Below are 19,800 nucleotides of genomic sequence, written 5' to 3'. Positions count from 1 at the left end.
CTCTTCTACCAATTTAATATTCTAGTAATTACTATTTCTCTTATGGAAAAACAAAAATACAACTACAATCATTAAAAAAGTACCAATTAAATAAAATACATTTGTTCCAGCACCGCCTGTGTTTGGAATTTCCCACTCGCTTTTTTTGTTTTCTACTTTTAACGTTTGTGTAGGTGTCGCTGCCGTTACCTCGACCTCAATTGGATCACGGAGCAACATATATCCATTCGGCGCTTTCACTTCTTTAATCGTATATTTTCCAAACGGTAGTTTCTCTAAGCTAGCCTTGCCATTTTCATCTGTAATTAACTTTCCAACTTCTTTTCCTTCTTGGTTAAAAACTTGAAATTCCGCATGTTGCAACTTAATATTTTCATCAGCTGCATCTACCTTTTCAATTTCGATCTTACCTATAGATGGCGGAATAACAACTACTTTATTCGAACTAATTGGCGTATTATCAAATATGAGCTCTGCTATATTTGGCACGCCGCCATTTGCAATATATTTCGCTAACACCTCTACTGGTGTACCTTCTGCTATCTTGCTTTTAATATGCATCGTGTACTTTAAACCAGCTAAATACGCATATGAACCATCTTTCTTCTCTAACTCAATTGTCACTTTCTTTGTTTGCTTATCAATGTTCGGTGTTACTTTTACAACTTCACCTTTTTCATTCATAAGCTTCACATCTAAAATATCTAGAATATCCTCTAAGTCATCTTGTAAGGTAACCTTCTCTAAATTTGCTGTATCATTACCAAATTGATATGCTACATTCCAAGTAAGCTCTTCATTTCTCTCTTGCAATGTACCCTTTTCCACTTCTTTCTCATTTTGAGTAGAAACGGTTTTTGTTACTTTCGGTTTTTCCTTCGGAGGAACCACATACACTTCGTTAGATTTCACTGACTTATTATTTAGTACTAACTCTGCTGTATTTGGGATTCCACCTTTTACTATATAACGTGCTAATTCTGATTGATTTACACCATCAGCAATTTTAGATGTAATTTGCACCGTATATACTTCACCTGTTAAATACACATAACTTCCTTCTTGCTTCGGTACTTCAATCATTACCTGTTTCTTAGCAGTATCAATTTTTGGTTTTATATTTACGACTTCACCTTTTTTATTGATGACCTTCACATCTAATATGTCTAAAACATCTTCTAAATCATCTTGTAATACGATAGAATCGTATCCACTTGGTGAACTTCCAAATTCATACTGCACATTCCAAACAAACTTCTCTTTTACATTGGATAATGTAGCCTTTTCCACGTTCTTTTCATCATCATCCGATACAGTCTTGCGTAATTTCGGTTCTTCAATTGGTGGCTTCACAATGACTTTATTAGAAACAACTGGATTGTTATCTATAATGAGCTTTGCCGTATTCGGAACGCCACCTTTATCTAGGTACCCTTTGATCACATCGATATTTGTACCAATCTTTATCTTCGCTTTAATCGTTAATCGATATTGTCCACCAGCTAAATACGCGTACGAATCATTTTGCTTTGGCAACTTATACGTTACAATTGACTTTTCTTTATCTATAACTGGCGCTATATTTACAACTTCGCCTTTTTCATTTACTAATTTCGTCTCTAAAACTTCTAAAATATCTTCCAAATCATCTTGTATAACGATTTCTTGTTTTGACTCCATATCAAATCCAAAGTTGTAATTGACATCATATACAAATTCTTCATGCAATGAATTTAACAATGCCTCATCGACCAGTTTTTGATCTGAATCAGAAACTTTTTTCGTTACCGCCGTATTACACTTAGTAGCATTTTCATTCGGAAGTGCCTTGACGGCTTGAATATCAAACTTTTGATCAAAGAACATAAAATATCCATCCGCAACATTAAATTCTTTCGATTGCGGTGTTTTTTCCTTCACCTTATAAGTGACTTTATACGTTCCTTCTGGCTGTCCGTCTAAATCCCAAATGATCTGTTTCCCTTGTATAACAGGCTTTGTATTAACACCATTTGGACCAGACCCTTGCACACCTGTTACGAGCAAATCATTATTAATATTTAAAATCAACTTATCTTTTTCTTTTTTTGTCACTTTTGTAACGGTTTCAATTAAATTTTTTGTAAACTCTTCAATATCATTTGCCAGTACAAACCATTCCGGTTTTGTTGCCATCTTTTTTAACTCTTGCCTTGCATATGGACCTACTTCTTTATCGTACTTAGTATAATATTGGTCAGATGCTGCTAGTATACTTTTATCTTCCCAAAAAGCTGTAACAAGTTTATATCCCGCGTTTTTTATATTTTGAGCCTCTGTAGTTACTTCCTTCAAAGCACCTACATAATCTTGCCCATATTCATTCGACCTATAACCTGTGCCCTGATCCGTTAGTTGATTTGTTAATTTGTAAATATAGCCATCCTTTCGAATGTTAGCAACACCATCTGTAACAAGCAGAAAAACTGTTTCTCGGTCTGGATCATTTTGTCCCTTCGCTTTCTCATACTCAGCTAACGCAAACTGAAGACCACTGGCAGTTGGTGTACCGCTATCTGGAGTTATTTTATTGATGCCATTCTTTGCTGAGGTAAAGTTATTAGTTAATCCTGCTTGCAAGGTTGTTTTAATCCCATTACCTCTACTTTCAAGTACACGACCGTCACTAGCTTTATATCCCTTATAATCTTGATAACTCGTTACCATAATCCGATCCGTCGCAGGATTTAGTTCATCTACGATATTGCTCAATGCTTTTTTCACATTTGGCATTGTGCCTTTGAAACTTCCACTTGCATCTTGCACAATAACAAAATCAACTTTCTTTTGTTTTGGTGCTGGCCACTTAAAACTTAGCTCCCCTTCATGCTCCCTTAAACACATATTCCCTGTCGATTTAGTTGTTACCTTATGCTGCACCGCTTCCACCGTATTAGCAGCAACCGCTATTATCCCTGGGCTAATCACTTGAAATACGAGTAGAAGCAACATAAATAATGTGACGTTCTTCTTCATCGTTCCATCCTCTCACTTAACATAAATTTATCTCGCCTCATTTCCCCCTTTTTCGCTAAATTACTTTTACGCTCAAAGTATAAATTGGGACACTGAACAAAAACTGAACAAAAAATCAAAAAATAGAAATATTTAAATAATTTATCGTATATAACAATTAATAAGAATCATTTATAATAGTACTTACAAATAATTACCATGTAATATTTATGGTTATTTATGGAGGAATGAAAAATGTCCTATTTTGTCTAAATATTTATTGGTGATATGACTTGAGTTAAATCATTAAACAAGATTGTAAGAAAGAGGTAATGAACTATGAAGGCAATTATTGTTGATGATGAACCATTAATACTCCAAAGACTTGAAAAGATGTTAAAAGAACTTCAAATTTTTAAAGATATCGTTTGCTTTGATGATTGTGAATCTCTTAGTTTTTATAGTAAAGATCATACAATTGATGTCGCATTTCTTGATATTGAGATACCTGAAAAAAATGGCGTTATGTTAGCCCGCGAACTACAATCAAAACATAAAAATATAAAAATAGTTTTCATTACAGGACACGACCGTTATGCGGTTGAAGCATTTGAAATTTATGCATTGGATTACATTATGAAACCTATTACGAGGGAAAGATTGCATAACACTATTCAACGTCTTATGCAAAGCATGACGATTGAAACAACTAATTCCTCTACAATAGAAACTTCGATACTCAATTGCCTTGGTGAGTTATATTATGTAGATCATGAAAAAGACAAAAAAATCCCCCTAGAAAAATGGCGCACAAAAAAAGCGAAAGAACTATTTTTATTTTTAGTTCATAATCGAAATAAAGTTATTAATAGAGATACTTTAATTGAATTACTCTGGTCAAATACTGATTTAGAACAAGCAAGAGTAAATCTACATTCAGCCATATATCAAATTCGAAGAACCATCCATGCTTACGAAATGAATGTAAACATTACTCGAGTGAATGACGGATATAAACTCGATTTACAAAACATTTTGATTGATGTTGATCTATTCGAACAAGCAGCAGCCGCTCTTCCAAAAGAAATATGTAGCGATACATTAGATAAATACATTGCATGCCTCTCTTTATATACTGGAGATTACCTTATTGATATGGACTATTGGTGGAGCGAAGGAGAAAGAACAAGATTACAAAACTTATATTTTCAACACGCCTTTTCCCTTATTCGTTTTTATATAGAAGGCGCGAGTTACACTGAAGCAATTGATATTTGCATGCGTATGCAATCTATGAATCCATTTGAAGAAAATACGTATCACCATTTAATTTCCTTATACGCTAAAACAGGGAATAAAACAGCTAAACAAAATCAAGAAAAAATGCTACACAAATTATTAAGCGACAGCGAACTTACTATGATATAAAGAATCTCTCAATATAGATTCTTCATTTTTGCCATTCTCAGCTATCCTATGCTACATTTATTCCGGCATATAAATATTGAATAATAAGGCGGAGATAAAATGAATATACCTAAAATCGGAATGATTGGACTTGGAAGTATTGCGCAAAAGGCCTATCTTCCAACACTTACAAAAGAAACTGATTGGAATTTTGTAGGGGCGTTTACACCTAACGCACAGAAAAGAAAACAAGTTTGCCAGCAATACCGAATTCAAGACTTTCATTCTATTGAAATGTTAGCTTCGGAATGCGATGCAATCTTCGTTCATAGTTCAACTGCATCGCATTATGAAATCGTTTCTGAACTTCTAAAAAAAGGAATCGACGTTTATGTTGATAAACCGCTAGCAGCTACAGTGGAACAAGCTGAGCAACTAGTCGAGTTGAGCGAGAAGTATAACCGAAAATTAATGGTCGGATTTAATCGCAGATTCGTTCCTATGTATGTCGCTGCCAAAGAACAGGCTCATGATATTTCATGGATTCGAATTGAAAAGCATCGTACAAATAAAGTCGGGCCATATACGTACGACTTCACTATGTTAGATGATTATTTACACATTGTAGATACCGCTCGCTGGTTAGCTAATGATGACCTTAACGCCGTTCACAATATGATGCAAATCAATGAAAAGAATGAACTTCTTTACGGACATCATACATATACAACTCCAAGTGGACTATTACTTTCTACTGCAATGCATCGCCATGCCGGTACAAATTTAGAACAAATTGAACTTGTAACGCCAGGGAAAATCATTCGCGTAAAAAATATGAATACATTTGAAATTGAACAGGAAAACTCAGTTTCACAAAGTGGTTCCCCATCATGGGATACGACGTTAAAACAACGTGGTTTTGAAGATGCTGTTCATCATTTTATTGAGTGTGTACAAGGCGATACAAAGCCTGTTGTAGACGGATTAGAAGGATTAAAAACGCAGCAAATGCTACAATCTTTACTAGATGATGTAAATAAAAATTAAAACGGATACATTTTTCAGAATTTACTTTCATTCCCATTCCCTCTTTATTTCTCTCGTAAATTTCTATAGAATATGTTGATAGGAATTATAAATTTCATAATGAATCGTGGAAAGGATGGGATTAACACATGTGGAACGAGTTTAAAAAATTCGCTTTCAAAGGGAATGTCGTTGATTTAGCTGTCGGGGTTGTAATCGGTGCTGCATTCGGTAAAATCGTTAGTTCTTTAGTAAAAGATATCATCACACCATTACTTGGTATGGTATTAGGTGGCGTTGACTTTACAGATTTACACTTTGGATACGGTAAATCTGCTGTTATGTATGGTAACTTCATCCAAACAATTTTTGACTTCTTAATTATCGCAGCTTCTATCTTTATGTTTGTTAAAGTTTTCAACAAACTAACATCTAAAAAAGAAGAAGAAGAAAAAGAGGAAGAAATTCCAGAACCAACAAAAGAAGAAGTTCTTCTTGGCGAAATTCGCGACTTACTAAAACAGCAAAACTCTTCTAAAGATAGAGCATAATTGAACGGATAAAAAGGCATGTCCCTCTGGACATGCCTTTTCTATATGCTATAACGTTTCCGAATTCATATGAATAAATAAAATAATACCAGCAACCATAAGTACCATAATGCTACCTGCAAATAGTGTAATACCAATAAACATTAAACTTGTGCTCATATCTACTGATACACTTTCAATAAAAATAGAAATTACATACGTGATAAGGGCAATTCCTGCAAGAATACTTCCTGGAACAAATCGCTTTAAACCATTTTGTTTTAACGTCATATATGCAAAAATAGCAGTCATACAAAGCGTAATTATCCAAAGAACGATCATCTCTTTTCCCCCCTCACAAGCCTTTTCTTTCTATTATACATGACATTGCCCTATAATAGTTAAATTTGCACTTATGTGACATATAACAAGGAATAGCCCCATCTATAGCGAAGGCATTATGAAGAGAATCACGATACACTTTTTGAAGAAAGTATTATTCTTGTTAAAGCAAACAATTTAGAAGATGCTCACGAACTGTGTAAAAAAATTGCTATACAATCTGAAGATACGTACGATAATATGTACGGTGAGCAAATAACGTGGAAGTTCCGAAAAGTGTTGCATGTGTTTGAATTAGACGATACACCATTTGAAACCGGAAAAGAACTGTACGCAAGATTTTTACACGTTAAGAAAGACGAAATGGTAAATGCAGTCGTACAAAAATACTATCCTGAATACGAATAAAAGCTCACAGCAAATGCTGTGAGCTTTTTTATACTTACTTCGTTGAATCTCTAAATTGGATACGGTGAGGTAAGATAACAGTGTGATCTTCCACTTTTTCTTTGTTCATATACTTTGTTAATAAACGCATTGCTACTGCGCCGATATCATACATCGGTTGAACAACTGTTGAAAGCTGCGGACGAACCATTAATGCAAGACGTGTATTATCGAAACCAAGTACTTCTACGTCAGTTGGTACGTTTAATCCAGCGTCTTGTGCTGCATGGATTACACCTAGTGCCATTTCATCAGAAGATACGAAGATTGCTGTTGGCTTTTCATCATTGCTCCAAAGCTTTTCGAATGCTTCGATACCTGAGTCATATGTGTAATCTCCATCGATTACAAGATTTTCATCATATGAAATACCAGCTTCTTCTAAAGCTTTTTTATAACCTTGTAACTTCTTCGCACTTCCCGCTTTATCAATGAAAGGACCAGAGACGAAACCGATACGTTTATGTCCTTGCTCGATAAAGTGCTTCATTGCATCATAAGCTGCTTGTGTATAATCAATATTTACTGATGGCGTTTCATTTTGCTCATCAAATGACGCTGCTAATACAATTGGTACTGGAGATTTTTTAAATTCTTCAATGTGAATGTCTGTAATATCTTCACCCATGAAAACAATTCCGTCCACTTGTTTTCCAAGCATCGTATTTAATAAATGGAACTCTTTCTCTTTGTTTTGATCAGAGTTACTTAAAATGATGTTATATTTGTACATTGTTGCGATATCTTCAATTCCACGTGCAAGTTCTGCATAAAACGTATTTGAGATATCAGGAATAATAACACCTACTGTAGTTGTCTTCTTACTTGCTAGTCCACGTGCTACCGCATTCGGGCGGTATCCTAAACGATCAATTGCTTCTAATACTTTCTTTCTTGTTGTAGGCTTTACATTTGGGTTACCGTTCACAACACGAGATACGGTAGCCATTGAAACGTTTGCTTCGCGCGCTACATCATAGATTGTTACGTTCATCTCATCGCACACTCCTTCTATTTTTGTTATCTATTTTTATGTATCGGTTACTTGAATGAAAAAAAGACATCAACTCTATTTGCAGATGCCACCAATCGTCCCGAGTTCTTCCTTTTACTAATGATACGATAAAAACGCAGGCTCATACAATATTTTCCCGCAAAAGTTTCGAAAAAATTCGCTTCTTTTCTCGTATTTTCGTATTTTTTATGAAAAAAGGGCATTTTTTGTAAAAAAATAGATGTTTCCTAAGTAGAAATCTTATTTTAAGCAGTACGATAGTAAATGAAATTTATATCGGCGATTTTTCGAATATATCGACTGTAACTCGAAATATATCAGCAATTTTCCAAATATATCGACCGCAACTCTAATTATATCAGCGATTTTTTAAATATATCAACTTACCAACAAAAATCGACAATGACAGTCGCTATACAATAAGAGAAAGCTGTTCCAAAATCCCTTTTTGGAACAGCTTATTAAAAGTTTTTATAATTTACTTCCAAATGATTTTAATTCATTCATAAAATCATTGAACTGCGGTATATTCATTTGTTGCGCCGCATCTGATAAAGCTACAGCTGGATCTGGATGTACTTCAGCCATAATTGCATCTGCACCAATTGCCATCGCTGCTTTTGCAGTTGGTAAGAGAAGGTCACGTCGCCCTGTAGAATGCGTTACATCGACAACGACAGGTAAATGTGTTTCTTTCTTTAAAATCGGCACAGCGGAAATATCAAGCGTATTACGCGTCGCTCTTTCATACGTGCGAATACCTCGTTCACATAAAATAATGTTCCCATTTCCCTTTGCCATAATATATTCTGCCGCATTAATGAATTCTTCAATCGTTGCTGATAGACCACGTTTTAATAATACTGGTTTATTTACAGCACCAGCTGCCCTTAGCAAATCAAAGTTTTGCATATTGCGAGCACCAATTTGAATAACATCAACGTAATCTAATGACATCTCAATATCATTCGGATTTAAAATTTCACTAATAACAGCCAAATCATATTCATCTGCTACCTGGCGCAAAATTTGTAATCCCTCTAATCCAAGACCTTGAAAATCATACGGTGAAGTACGTGGTTTGAACGCACCACCACGCATTAATTTCAGACCTTGCTCTTTCATTGCTTCAGCAACTTGACGTACTTGTTCATAACTTTCCACTGCACACGGTCCCATAATAAAATGCTGATTTCCGTCACCAATTTTTTCACCATTAATTTCAACAATCGTATCTTCTGTTTTTTTCTTACGAGAAACAAGTAATGCTTTACGATGATCATCTTCTTGTAATTCTAAACCAGCTTGAAAAATTTGTTTGAAAATATGTTGTAAAGTCGAAGTTTCAAATGGACCATTATTATTCTCTGCAATTAAATCCAGCATATTTCTTTCACGTACAGGATCAAAACGTTTCACACCTTGTACTTCTTTTAAATTACCAACTTCTTGTACGAGACGACCTCTTTCGTTTAGTAACTCTAATATTTGTAAATTAAGTTGATCAATTTCAGAACGTAAACGACCTAATTGTTGTGATGCCATAAGAAAGCCACCTCTTTCAAATTCCTATATGTTACTTTTTTAAGATAACTTATTATAGCTGATACATATACGATTGTCACACGATATACAGCAATGAATTACCATCAAAAAACGTTGTATATTTTCATTTAAAATAAAAAAAGACAGTTTACATACTGTCTTTTTTACAAGAAGGAAACAAACGGTTTATCACTGTTTTTCTCTTTTATAATCACAGCCTCGATTTTACTTTCGGACTTGATCTGTAATTGTACTTTCGCATCTTTAGGCAATTTGTCTAACATACCTTGCGCAGCCAATTGGGTAAGAGCCATTAATTCTGTTTTACCGTTATATTTAATAACAATATTCATATTTAATGTATCCATTTGATCTTTCTTATAAGAAACTTTAGCGTTGACTGGAATAAAATCTCCATTAGAAAAACCTTTTATTTCCTTAGCAAAGTTATTTATTTTTGTATTATCTTCTCCATGTGCTTGTGTAAATTCATCAGAAGGATATGAATACGACTTTTCATCAATTGTACTCCAATTTCCAAGGTTCGTATCATTCTTTTGAACAGTAGCACTAGCAATATACGTACCATTTTTTAAAGAACTAGTACTTTCTTGCTTAAAGATAGCAAACGTAATTGGAGATTTGTTATACTTATCATTTTTGTTAATAGCTTCAATAAGTTGTTTAGCAACTTCAGTCCCTTTAGACGTAGCTTCTTCATTCGATACACTTGAAGACATAGCTAAACCTATCATAACACCAGATAAACTTAGTTCATTTGAATTCTGTTTTCCGAAATAGTCTTGTTCTATAATATTCGTCAAAACTGGCGCTTCTACTTTCGCAACTAGTTCATCAATTAGTTTCTCTGGAATATACTGGTTTAATTGCAGTACGTGACTCTCTGTATCAAATTGCTGCGTTGCAATATTTATTAAACCATTTTCATACTCTGCTAAATCTAATTTAGAATTTGTTTTTATATTAGCTGTATTAATAACCTTTTGTTCTTTTAAAGGAATAACAGTTCTATAATAATCTTTAGAAACAGCAGTTCTCGGAATCATACTTTTTTCTTTTGTATCTTTTTGTATAACTTCATCCTTCTTACTAATCGTATTACTATTGTTACTACAAGCTCCCAGTAATAAACTTACGACTGCGAAGGATAATGCCATTTTCTTCATTACTTAAAACCTACTTTCAACAATCTAGTTATTTAGTTTGAACTATTAATAGTGTACCACTAAATATATTTCAACAAAAACAAAAAAAAGAAGCAAGCACCTTTAGCTTGCTTCTTTTTACTTTATATTCTCTTCTAAAGCATCTTTTTTAATATTCCAATGAGATGTATTCCATACTACCATCCCATCTTTTATGTATAGCACTTGCGGTGATTCATGTCTAATACTGTATTGTTCTGCAACACGATTTGACACATCTCTCGCATCTTGTACGTATAAGTAATACGCTGGCACTTCTCTTTCTTCGCTGCAATACGCTTGAAATTCTGTGTATGCACCGTGACTAATCGGGCATGTCGTACTATGTTTAAAAAGCACATACGGCTCGTTCTTTTCTACTAAGACTTCAAGCTCTTCAATTGTTTCAAGTTTTGTCATATTCATCACGATTCACCTCTCATACGAAATCTAGAGCGCTTCTCTTTCTTTTCAGCTTTTTTCTCAATTCTTTCTAATTTACGCTCTTCTTTTTCAACCTTCTTCTCTTGTCTCGACGCACGGTAATGATTGTATACTTCAATCGCCGCACTGCTCCACTGTACAACTTGCGCTACTTTATCAGCGTTATTTTCAATTTCGTCCGTTACAGAGTCCGATACATTACGAAGCTTCGTATTTAAAGATTGGATTGTCGTTCCAATCCCATCTACACCCGCTACCACTTTATTTAATGACTGTGACTTCTGTTGAATATCATCAGCTAACGCATTCGTTTTATGTAATAATTGCTCTGTCTCTACGCTAATTCCTTGCATTTGCTTTTCTAAACCTTCTAACGTACTTGCAACGTTTTCCAACGTCTTCTGAACCGATAACAACGTTCTGCATACATACACTACTAATACTGCGAAAGCAACCGCGATAATAGCCGCACTTACATATAAAAGAACTTGCATTTCATCACTTCCTTTATCTTTTTCATACTTTCCCCTATTATACAATCATTTTCCGTTTCATTCTAATCCCTATCTCATCATTAGAATTTTCATACTTATTCGTTAACTGTAACATAAATCATTCAACAAATTCCACTAAGTAGGTTACAATAGGAGAGGATACATAATTAGTAGGGAGGCTTTACATATGAAAGATCCACGTATTGAAAAGTTAGCATACAATTTAATTAACTACTCTATCCGCTTACAAAAAGGTGAAAAAGTATTAATTGAAAACTTTGGCTTACAAAAAGAACTTGTAACTGCACTTGTAAAAGAAGCATATGCAGCTGGTGGTTTCCCATTCGTCTCTTTAAAAGATCATCAAGTAGATCGCTCTTTATTAATGGGTGCTACTGAAGAACATTTCGAACAAATCGCTGCATATGAAGCAAGCGTAATGAAAGACATGGACGCTTATATCGGCCTTCGCTCTGGTGATAATATTAATGAACAAGCTGACGTTCCAAGTGAGCGTATGAAAGTTCATGGCCAAACAGTTGGTAAAAAAGTTCATAGAGACATTCGCGTTCCAAAAACACGCTGGGTTGTTCTTCGCTACCCAAATGCTTCTATGGCACAGCTTGCTAAAATGAGTACAGAAGCTTTCGAAGACTTCTACTTCGAAGTATGTAACTTAGACTACGGTAAAATGGATAAGGCAATGGATAGCCTTGTTACATTAATGAATAAAACAGATAAAGTTCGTTTAACTGGTCCTGGAACTGACTTAACATTCTCTATTAAAGACATTCCAGCAATTAAATGCTCAGGTCATTTAAACATTCCAGACGGTGAAGTATACTCTGCACCAGTTCGTGATTCTGTTAACGGTACAGTTTCTTACAACACACCATCTCCTTACAACGGTTATACATTTGAAAATGTACAACTTAAGTTTGAGAACGGTCAAATCGTTGAAGCAACTGCAAACGATACAGAGCGCATTAACAAAATCTTCGATACAGACGAAGGCGCACGCTACGTTGGTGAGTTCGCAATTGGCGTAAACCCATACATCTTACATCCAATGGGAGACATCCTATTCGATGAAAAAATCGATGGCAGCTTCCACTTCACTCCTGGACAAGCTTACGACGATGCATGGAACGGCAACAACTCGAACATCCACTGGGATTTAGTATGCATCCAACGCCCTGAATACGGCGGCGGCGAAATTTACTTCGACGACGTACTAATCCGTAAAGACGGACGCTTCGTTGTACCTGAACTAGAAGCTTTAAACCCAGAGAACTTAAAATAATAATAAAAACGCTCGGAATTTTCGCCGAGCGTTTTTATTTCTTTCCTACCATTTCTATTTTCACATGTGGATTTTCTTTCTCTATAAGCCCCAAGAATTCATCCATATTTTGCGGCATCGCAACCATATGTACTTTATATGCATTCGTCGTAATTTCAAGAGACTTTCCGACCTGACGTATAATTCTCACATCTTTTAATACAATATCATCATTTAAAATACCGTACTTTAATACGCCATTTTCTACTTTATGTTTTTTAATAAATACTTCCCAAACGAGTGGTACATTTACAATGAAGCATAAACCCATCCCAATCAACGCTGACATCCAATGCGCTTTATTGGTGAAAAGCATGACAATTGGATATATAAACATAAACGCTAACGTAAGACAAACGAAAATGACTACTGACTTACTTCTTTGAATTGGAAAGTTCATACCTACACCCCCTAACCCAAATTATACCACTATTTCCATTTTGCTTCATAGAAAAAGGCCATTTCTAAATGACCTTTTACAAAATGTACCTATAAAATTTCTTATCTACCTGTAGCACCGGAAAGTTTTTCGGCAACTCGTCTATACTCACACTTTCAAAACCATTCTTTTCATAAAAACGATGTGCCGCTAAAAATTTTACTGTTGTTCCTAAGTAAATATCTTTCAATTTTTTATCCTCAGCCCATGAAATTGCTGTTTGAAGCAACATATGTGATGCGCCCCATTCTTTTCCGCGAAACTCTTTCTTCACGAACATTTTTCTTAACGCTACTTGATGATTCTCAATATCTAATAAAGCTACTGTTCCAACTACTTTACCATCATAAATTGCTATCCAAAAGTTTCCGTAATCCTTTTGATAGAATGTTTCTATTTCAAGTAAATCAGGTTGCTCTTCTTTCGTAATTGAAACATTATACTCTTTTTGCTGAATATGAACGATAAGATCTACTACTTCCTCTTGAAACGTACTTTCATACGGAATAATGCGTATCTTCTCGTTCATCGAATCTCCTTCCACTCTGAAGCTAGTAAACTATATACAGCGATATCGTGAAAATGATCATATAGCCATTCATCATCTCTTAAAATGCCATCTAACTTAAATCCTAAACGTTCTGGAATAGCGCGGCTTTTCACATTTTCAACACCGCATCTAATTTCCATTTTATTTAATTTTAAATTCTCAAATGCATAGTGAAGTACAGCCTTCACACTACGCGTCATAATACCTTTCCCGCCAGCATCTTCTGCAAGATAATACCCAAGACTCGTCGCTTTCTTCCCCCAGCTCACTGGATGAATACCTACCATCCCAACGAGCTTTCCTTTGTAACGTATGCCACTTTCAAAACCATCTCCCTCTGCAAATTTCTTTAACCACATCGGAAAAATCTCATCATAAGCATCAGCAGATTTCGTCCCATCTACCCAAGGGAGCCATTTTCGTAAATGATTACGGTTTTGATCTATTAATTGATATAGTTCCTCCTTATGATGCTTCTCTAATAACTGTAATTCGATTTCATCGTCTACTCGAAGTGTGAACATGTTTTTTGGTCCCCTTTTTATTTTTCTTATTATTCTAACATTTATAACTAAAGAAATACACGCTAATATATCGACTTATCGACTAACCTCAAGAATCATATATGCCAACATAGCACACAAAAAAGACGCATAGCCAAGCTATGCGTCTTTCCTATTACTTCTCTGCAACTTGAACTTCTTTTACGTAAGCTGCTTCGAATTTTTGGATGTCTCCTGCGCCCATGAAAATTAGAACGCCGTTTTTATGTTTCTTTAATACATCCGTTGTTGTATCTGTAATTAGTTCTGCACCGTCAATACGCTTTTGCAGATCTTCGATTGTTAATTCACCTTTGTTTTCGCGTGCTGATCCGAAAATATCACATAAGTATACTTGATCAGCTTTGCTTAGGCTTTCTGCGAACTCATCTAAGAACTTTTCTGTACGTGAGAATGTGTGTGGCTGGAATACAGCGACAATTTCACGCTCTGGATGTTTTTGACGAGCAGCTTCAATCGTTGCATTAATCTCTGTCGGATGGTGTGCGTAGTCATCGATGATTACTTGCTCTCCCATCGGCTTTTCATTAAAGCGACGTTTTACGCCTTCAAAAGTTGTTAATTGATGTTTTACTGCTTCTACATCAACATTTTCATAATGGCAAAGCGCGATTACTGCTAACGCATTTAATACGCTGTGATTGCCGTATCCTGTAATTTTGAACGTATCATAGTACGTGTTACGAACGAATACATCGAATATCGTGCCATCTGTTCTCTTTTGGATGTTGCGTGCTTGGAAATCATTATCTTCTCCAAATCCATAGAAAATAACAGGTACTTTCGCTTGAATTTTTTGAAGTTCTTCATCATCTCCACATGCAATAATGCCTTTTTTCACTTGCAATGCCATCTCTTGGAATGCACTGAATACATCATTGATGTCTGCAAAATAATCTGGATGATCAAAATCAATATTCGTCATAATTGCATAGTCTGGATTATAAGACAAGAAATGACGACGATACTCACAAGCTTCAAATACAAAATACTTACTATTTTCTACCCCATGCCCTGTTCCATCTCCAATAAGGTAAGATGTCGGGTGTGCACCTTGCATTACATGGGCTAACAAACCTGTTGTTGATGTTTTTCCGTGTGCACCAGTTACAGCAACACTTGTGTATTGGCTCATCAGGTCACCTAAGAAATGATGGTAACGATGGACTGGGATGTTTAATTCTTTTGCTGCTACGATTTCTTCATGCGTATCAGGAAATGCATTTCCTGCAATAATCACTTGTCCTTCTTCTACATTATTCTTATCAAAAGGAAGGATCGAGATACTACGCTTTTCCAACGCTGTTTGTGTAAAGAAACGCTTTTCATAATCAGACCCTTGAACAGTATGCTTCATATCATGAAGAATTTGCGCTAATGAACTCATTCCTGTTCCTTTAATTCCTACAAAATGGTAAACTGTCATCTTAAAGAACCTCCAACATTTCGAACTAATACAACGGCCTATCTATAAGACAGTATATGAATCTTTTCTTATTTTGGTAATCATCATACATTTTTGATGTAGTGAAGTTATTCTTCCCTTCACTTATCAGGATAAACTCGTACGTACTTCTTTATATATCCATAACAAGTCCATTATAGCAAAAAAGAAGCCGCTATACTATGATAACAGAAAAACTGATAGGGTCAATCACCTATCAGTTTTTCTCTCTTTTACATCTCTTCTCTTTTTTCTAATTGAACACGCTCTAAACGTGGGTTTGGACGATATTTACGACCAGCTTTTGCTTCTGGTTTCCCATTTAATTCTACATTATCACCAGTAAAGCCAATATTCATTTTTAATAAGCTACTTCCTACCCCGTATATGTCAACAGGTACGTTTTGAGCTTCAAATTCACGAATACGCTTCTCATCAAATCCACCAGTTACAACGATGTCTACATGCTGGAATCCTTCTTCATCAAGTGCTTTACGAAGTGCGAATACAAGCGATGGGTTTACACCACGTGGATCGAATGTTCCAAGTACTTCTGGGTGGCGAATGAAGTATTGATCAATCATCGTGCGGGACGTATCTACACGTACACCTTTTAATGTTGATCCAAATTCACGCGCTACGCGAAGTGCATCTGTAATGACATCATTGTTGTAATCAATTAATACAACTAATTCATCTTCTGGAAATTTCTTATGATATGCTTTTGCCGCTTCTACAACATCACCATTAAACATTTGAATTAATGCGTGAGGCATCGTCCCCATACCACTTTTGCCCCACCATTCATTCATCGCATGCGTCGCTTGTGCGCTCATACCTCCGATGTATGCTGCATAACCGTCACCAGCTTGTTGTGTATAATGATCGTCACGATCTCCCATGAAAATAACTGGTTTTTCTTTATCTACGCTACGCGCAGCTTGGACAACGTTATATACGTTTGTCGCAACCGATGTACGACGAGCTAAAATCCCATCAATGACACCTTCTAAAAATCCGAAATTTTCATAAGGACCATGAATTGTTAACACTGTTTCAAATGGACTAATTTTATCGCCATCTTTTAAAGAGTTAATCTCAAGTTCCTCAGGATTTTTAGCGAATGTTTGTAGCAACGCAATTACTTCATCCGTTCCGCAAAGAACTGCATTTTCCTTTTGGAAAAATTGCATCGTTACAACACTTTTCGGGCGAAATTCTTCGATGATTTCTCTAGTCTTTAAAAAGTAAACGGCAGAGAACCACCCTTCTCCAACACGTTCGTCAAATTTAAATGTTTTATTTGTTAGTCTATTTATTTCACCTTTTAATTTTAATTCAATTTCTTTCATGTCGCTTTACTCCCTACTTTACTATCCAACATTTTCTCTTAGTATACAGCATAACCGTTTACTATACATTTGTTTCCTGCATAGCAGCGAATTCATCCTCAGAAATAAGGACATCTCTTGGCTTCGTTCCTCTTGCTTCAGAAATAATTCCTTGCGATTGCATCTCTTCAATGAGACGTGCTGCGCGATTATAACCGATGCGGAATTTTCGCTGTACAGAAGATGTGGACGCTCCCCCTTGTTCTACAACAAATTGACATGCTTCGAAGAACAATTCGTCTTCCGACTCAGCTTGTTCTGTTTTCGCTAATAAATCCTCTTGCTTAAATAAGTAATTCGGCTTCATTTGCTTTTTCACATGATCAACTGTCTTTTCAATCTCATCATCTGATACATATACACCTTGTACACGAACAGGCTTAGATGTACCGTTCCCTAAGAATAACATATCACCACGGCCAAGTAATTTCTCCGCGCCACCAATATCGATAATCGTACGCGAATCAACTTGAGATGATACAGTAAACGCAATACGCGTTGGAATGTTTGACTTAATTAAACCTGTAATAACATCTACAGATGGACGCTGCGTCGCTACTAATAAATGAATACCACAAGCACGTGCTTTTTGCGCAATACGACAAATCGCTTCTTCAACATCACCAGGTGCTACCATCATTAAGTCGGCTAACTCGTCAATGACAATAACGATATAAGGTAATGTTTCTCCCGGAATTTCTCGCTCACTTACAATCGTATTATAACGAGTTAAATCACGAGCACCTGCGTGCGCAAACAATTCATAACGACGTTCCATTTCCTCAACTGCCCATTTTAATGCAGCTGTTGCTGCTTTTACATCCGTAATAACAGGTGCTACAAGATGTGGAACAGCATTGTATGGTGCAAGCTCAACCATCTTCGGATCAATTAACATTAACTTCACTTCATGTGGTTTCGCTTTATATAAAATACTCGTTAAAATCGCGTTAATACACACACTTTTACCTGAACCCGTTGCACCCGCAATAAGTCCGTGCGGCATTTTTCGAATATCCGTTACAATTGGATCCCCTGAAATATCAAGTCCAAGCGCAACAGTAAGCGGTGATTCACTCTTTGTGAATACAGGACTTCTTAAAATTTCGCGAAGAAATACTGGCTTACTTTCTTTATTTGGAACTTCAATTCCAATCGCACTCTTCCCTGGAATCGGTGCTTCAATACGAATATCTTTCGCAGCTAAGCTTAACTTAATATCATCACTTAAATTTGTAATTTTATTTACTTTCACACCTGGGTCTGGCTGCACCTCAAAACGAGTTACTGCTGGCCCTTGCGATACATTAATAACATGTGCTCCAACGTGAAAATTATTAAACGTTGTATCTAATAATTCTTTCTGCTCCTCTAACCATTCTGTATTATCTAACGCTGATTGCTGTGGAATCGACAACAGCGCTAATGGCGGAACAGTGTATGTCGGTGGTGTGTGCAATACATTTCGCATATCGTTCTCTCTTTGATTTACAACATATGCTTTCTCTTGTACTTCCGTACTTGAAATTGACTTTTGTACTTGCTCTACCACTACTTGCTGTATTGGTTGTTCTTCCACTTGTGGCTCTGCTACTACTTGCTGCACTGGGTGCTCTTCCACTTGTGGTTCTGCTACTACTTGCTGCACTGGGCGTTCTTCCACTTGTGGTTCTGCTACCACCTGCTGCATTGGTTGCTCTTCCACTTGTGGTTCTGCTACCTCTTGCTGCACTGGGCGTTCTTCCACTTGTGGCTCTGCTACTACTTGCTGCATTGTTTGCTCTTCCACTTGTGGTTTTGCTACTACTTGCTGCACTGGGTGCTCTTCCACTTGTGGTTTTGCTACTACTTGCTGCACTGGGCGTTCTTCCACTTGTGGTTCTGCTACCTCTTGTTGCACTGGCTTATTCTCTACTCGTACATTAGCAGAAGGCTGCATTGCATTTGCTCTAGCTGCATGTCTTTCCATTAATCGTGTTCTATCTTGTTTCAACATAACAACATTAAATGGTACATGACGCTTTTTCTCACGTTTTGGTTCTTCTTTTTGTACAACTGGTTGTTCTTCTGCGACTGGTGTTTCCTCGGCAACTGGTTGTTCTTCTACGACTGGCGCTTCTTCTACAACTGATTGCTCTTCTACGACCGGTGCTTCTTCTACAACTTGTTGCTCTTCTACAACTCGTTGCTCTTCTGCGACTAGTGTTTCCTCGGCAACTGGTTGTTCTTCTACGACTGGCGCTTCTTCTACAACTGATTGCTCTTCTACGACCGGTGCTTCTTCTACAACTTGTTGCTCTTCTGCGACTGGCGCTTCTTCTACAACTGGTTGTTCTTCTGCAATTAAAACATCCGCAAAGCTTTGAACATCTTTCTTCGTTTGTTCATCAGCCTCAGCAACATATATGAATTCACTCTTTTGTTCAATTGCTTCATCTTCTTGCTGAATTTCCTCAAGTGCTACAAATGTCTCTACTACAGGCGCGTTTATTTCTGCAATTACTTCAGCTTCTTCTGACTCTTCTGCTTCCGCAATTACTTCAGCTTCTTCTGACTCTTCTGTTTCTGTAATTCCTTCTACTTCTTCTGACTCTTCCGCTTCTGCAATTACTTCTACTTCTT

General features: G+C 36.2%; 17 protein-coding genes and 1 pseudogene. 5 read left to right on the top strand and 13 right to left on the bottom strand.

Features of this window, described 5'->3' with window-relative positions; translation table 11 throughout:
• Positions 1 to 21 precede the first annotated feature (21 nt).
• Positions 22 to 3,015: an isopeptide-forming domain-containing fimbrial protein gene (locus tag AB6801_RS07070; RefSeq protein ID WP_098340782.1), complete on the bottom strand. Its 2,994-nt coding sequence runs from the start codon at positions 3,013 to 3,015 to the stop codon at positions 22 to 24.
• A gap of 318 nt (positions 3,016 to 3,333) precedes the next feature.
• Between AB6801_RS07070 and AB6801_RS07065 the strand changes: the two genes are divergently transcribed.
• From AB6801_RS07065 to mscL, 3 genes are all read left to right on the top strand, one after another.
• Positions 3,334 to 4,422, top strand: coding sequence for a response regulator (locus AB6801_RS07065; RefSeq protein WP_370941046.1), 1,089 nt, complete (start codon positions 3,334 to 3,336; stop codon positions 4,420 to 4,422).
• Between the two features lie 99 nt (positions 4,423 to 4,521).
• On the top strand, positions 4,522 to 5,448 hold the full coding sequence (locus AB6801_RS07060; protein WP_098340780.1) for a Gfo/Idh/MocA family protein: 927 nt from the start codon (positions 4,522 to 4,524) through the stop codon (positions 5,446 to 5,448).
• Between the two features lie 128 nt (positions 5,449 to 5,576).
• A complete protein-coding gene (gene mscL / locus AB6801_RS07055) occupies positions 5,577 to 5,978 on the top strand; it encodes a large conductance mechanosensitive channel protein MscL (RefSeq protein WP_000267010.1) in 402 nt (133 codons plus the stop codon).
• 48 nt (positions 5,979 to 6,026) lie between these two features.
• On the opposite strand, the gene AB6801_RS07050 is transcribed toward mscL, so the two are convergent.
• Complete coding sequence (locus AB6801_RS07050) at positions 6,027 to 6,299, bottom strand: DUF3917 domain-containing protein (RefSeq protein WP_000636589.1); 273 nt, start codon at positions 6,297 to 6,299, stop codon at positions 6,027 to 6,029.
• 114 nt (positions 6,300 to 6,413) lie between these two features.
• Here AB6801_RS07050 and AB6801_RS07045 point away from each other — a divergent pair.
• A pseudogene (locus AB6801_RS07045) lies at positions 6,414 to 6,707 on the top strand (DUF4288 domain-containing protein); the annotation flags it as partial.
• 34 nt (positions 6,708 to 6,741) lie between these two features.
• Here AB6801_RS07045 and ccpA read toward each other — a convergent pair.
• The 5 genes from ccpA to AB6801_RS07020 all read right to left on the bottom strand — a co-directional run bounded on the left by ccpA (position 6,742) and on the right by AB6801_RS07020 (position 11,449).
• Positions 6,742 to 7,740 (bottom strand): catabolite control protein A, encoded by a 999-nt coding sequence (ccpA, locus tag AB6801_RS07040; RefSeq protein WP_001103297.1) that lies wholly within the window; start codon positions 7,738 to 7,740, stop codon positions 6,742 to 6,744.
• A 492-nt stretch (positions 7,741 to 8,232) separates the two neighbouring features.
• Positions 8,233 to 9,306: a bifunctional 3-deoxy-7-phosphoheptulonate synthase/chorismate mutase gene (locus AB6801_RS07035; protein ID WP_000168204.1), complete on the bottom strand. Its 1,074-nt coding sequence runs from the start codon at positions 9,304 to 9,306 to the stop codon at positions 8,233 to 8,235.
• Between the two features lie 164 nt (positions 9,307 to 9,470).
• Positions 9,471 to 10,493, bottom strand: a complete 1,023-nt coding sequence (locus tag AB6801_RS07030) for a CamS family sex pheromone protein (protein WP_097999536.1) — start codon at positions 10,491 to 10,493, stop codon at positions 9,471 to 9,473.
• A 117-nt stretch (positions 10,494 to 10,610) separates the two neighbouring features.
• Positions 10,611 to 10,937: a bacillithiol system redox-active protein YtxJ gene (gene ytxJ / locus AB6801_RS07025; protein WP_001057469.1), complete on the bottom strand. Its 327-nt coding sequence runs from the start codon at positions 10,935 to 10,937 to the stop codon at positions 10,611 to 10,613.
• Entirely contained in the window at positions 10,937 to 11,449 is a 513-nt protein-coding gene (locus AB6801_RS07020; RefSeq protein WP_001197720.1) for a DUF948 domain-containing protein, read from the bottom strand. The genes ytxJ and AB6801_RS07020 overlap by 1 nt, the downstream gene beginning before the upstream one ends.
• A gap of 187 nt (positions 11,450 to 11,636) precedes the next feature.
• Here AB6801_RS07020 and AB6801_RS07015 point away from each other — a divergent pair, with 187 nt between their 5' ends.
• Complete coding sequence (locus tag AB6801_RS07015) at positions 11,637 to 12,752, top strand: aminopeptidase (protein WP_000654731.1); 1,116 nt, start codon at positions 11,637 to 11,639, stop codon at positions 12,750 to 12,752.
• A gap of 34 nt (positions 12,753 to 12,786) precedes the next feature.
• Here AB6801_RS07015 and AB6801_RS07010 read toward each other — a convergent pair whose 3' ends face one another.
• The 6 genes from AB6801_RS07010 to AB6801_RS06985 all read right to left on the bottom strand — a co-directional run.
• Complete coding sequence (locus AB6801_RS07010) at positions 12,787 to 13,191, bottom strand: PH domain-containing protein (protein WP_001010629.1); 405 nt, start codon at positions 13,189 to 13,191, stop codon at positions 12,787 to 12,789.
• 76 nt (positions 13,192 to 13,267) lie between these two features.
• Complete coding sequence (locus AB6801_RS07005; protein WP_087967223.1) at positions 13,268 to 13,759, bottom strand: GNAT family N-acetyltransferase; 492 nt, start codon at positions 13,757 to 13,759, stop codon at positions 13,268 to 13,270.
• Complete coding sequence (locus AB6801_RS07000) at positions 13,756 to 14,304, bottom strand: GNAT family N-acetyltransferase (protein ID WP_087967221.1); 549 nt, start codon at positions 14,302 to 14,304, stop codon at positions 13,756 to 13,758. The genes AB6801_RS07005 and AB6801_RS07000 overlap by 4 nt, the downstream gene beginning before the upstream one ends.
• A 154-nt stretch (positions 14,305 to 14,458) precedes the next feature.
• Entirely contained in the window at positions 14,459 to 15,769 is a 1,311-nt protein-coding gene (gene murC / locus AB6801_RS06995) for a UDP-N-acetylmuramate--L-alanine ligase (protein WP_000219468.1), read from the bottom strand.
• 251 nt (positions 15,770 to 16,020) lie between these two features.
• Positions 16,021 to 17,139, bottom strand: coding sequence for a nicotinate phosphoribosyltransferase (locus AB6801_RS06990; RefSeq protein ID WP_000658370.1), 1,119 nt, complete (start codon positions 17,137 to 17,139; stop codon positions 16,021 to 16,023).
• Positions 17,140 to 17,200: 61 nt separating this feature from the next.
• Positions 17,201 to 19,800: DNA translocase FtsK (locus tag AB6801_RS06985; protein WP_370941045.1), on the bottom strand; the 2,600-nt coding region annotated here is incomplete at its 5' end.

The sequence above is a fragment of the Bacillus sp. RCC_6_1 genome (genome assembly GCF_041360755.1).
In the GTDB taxonomy this organism is placed as follows: Bacteria; Bacillota; Bacilli; order Bacillales; family Bacillaceae_G; genus Bacillus_A; species Bacillus_A cereus.
The sequence above is the reverse complement of the archived record's forward strand: the minus strand, read 5'-3'. Positions and strand labels throughout refer to the sequence as shown.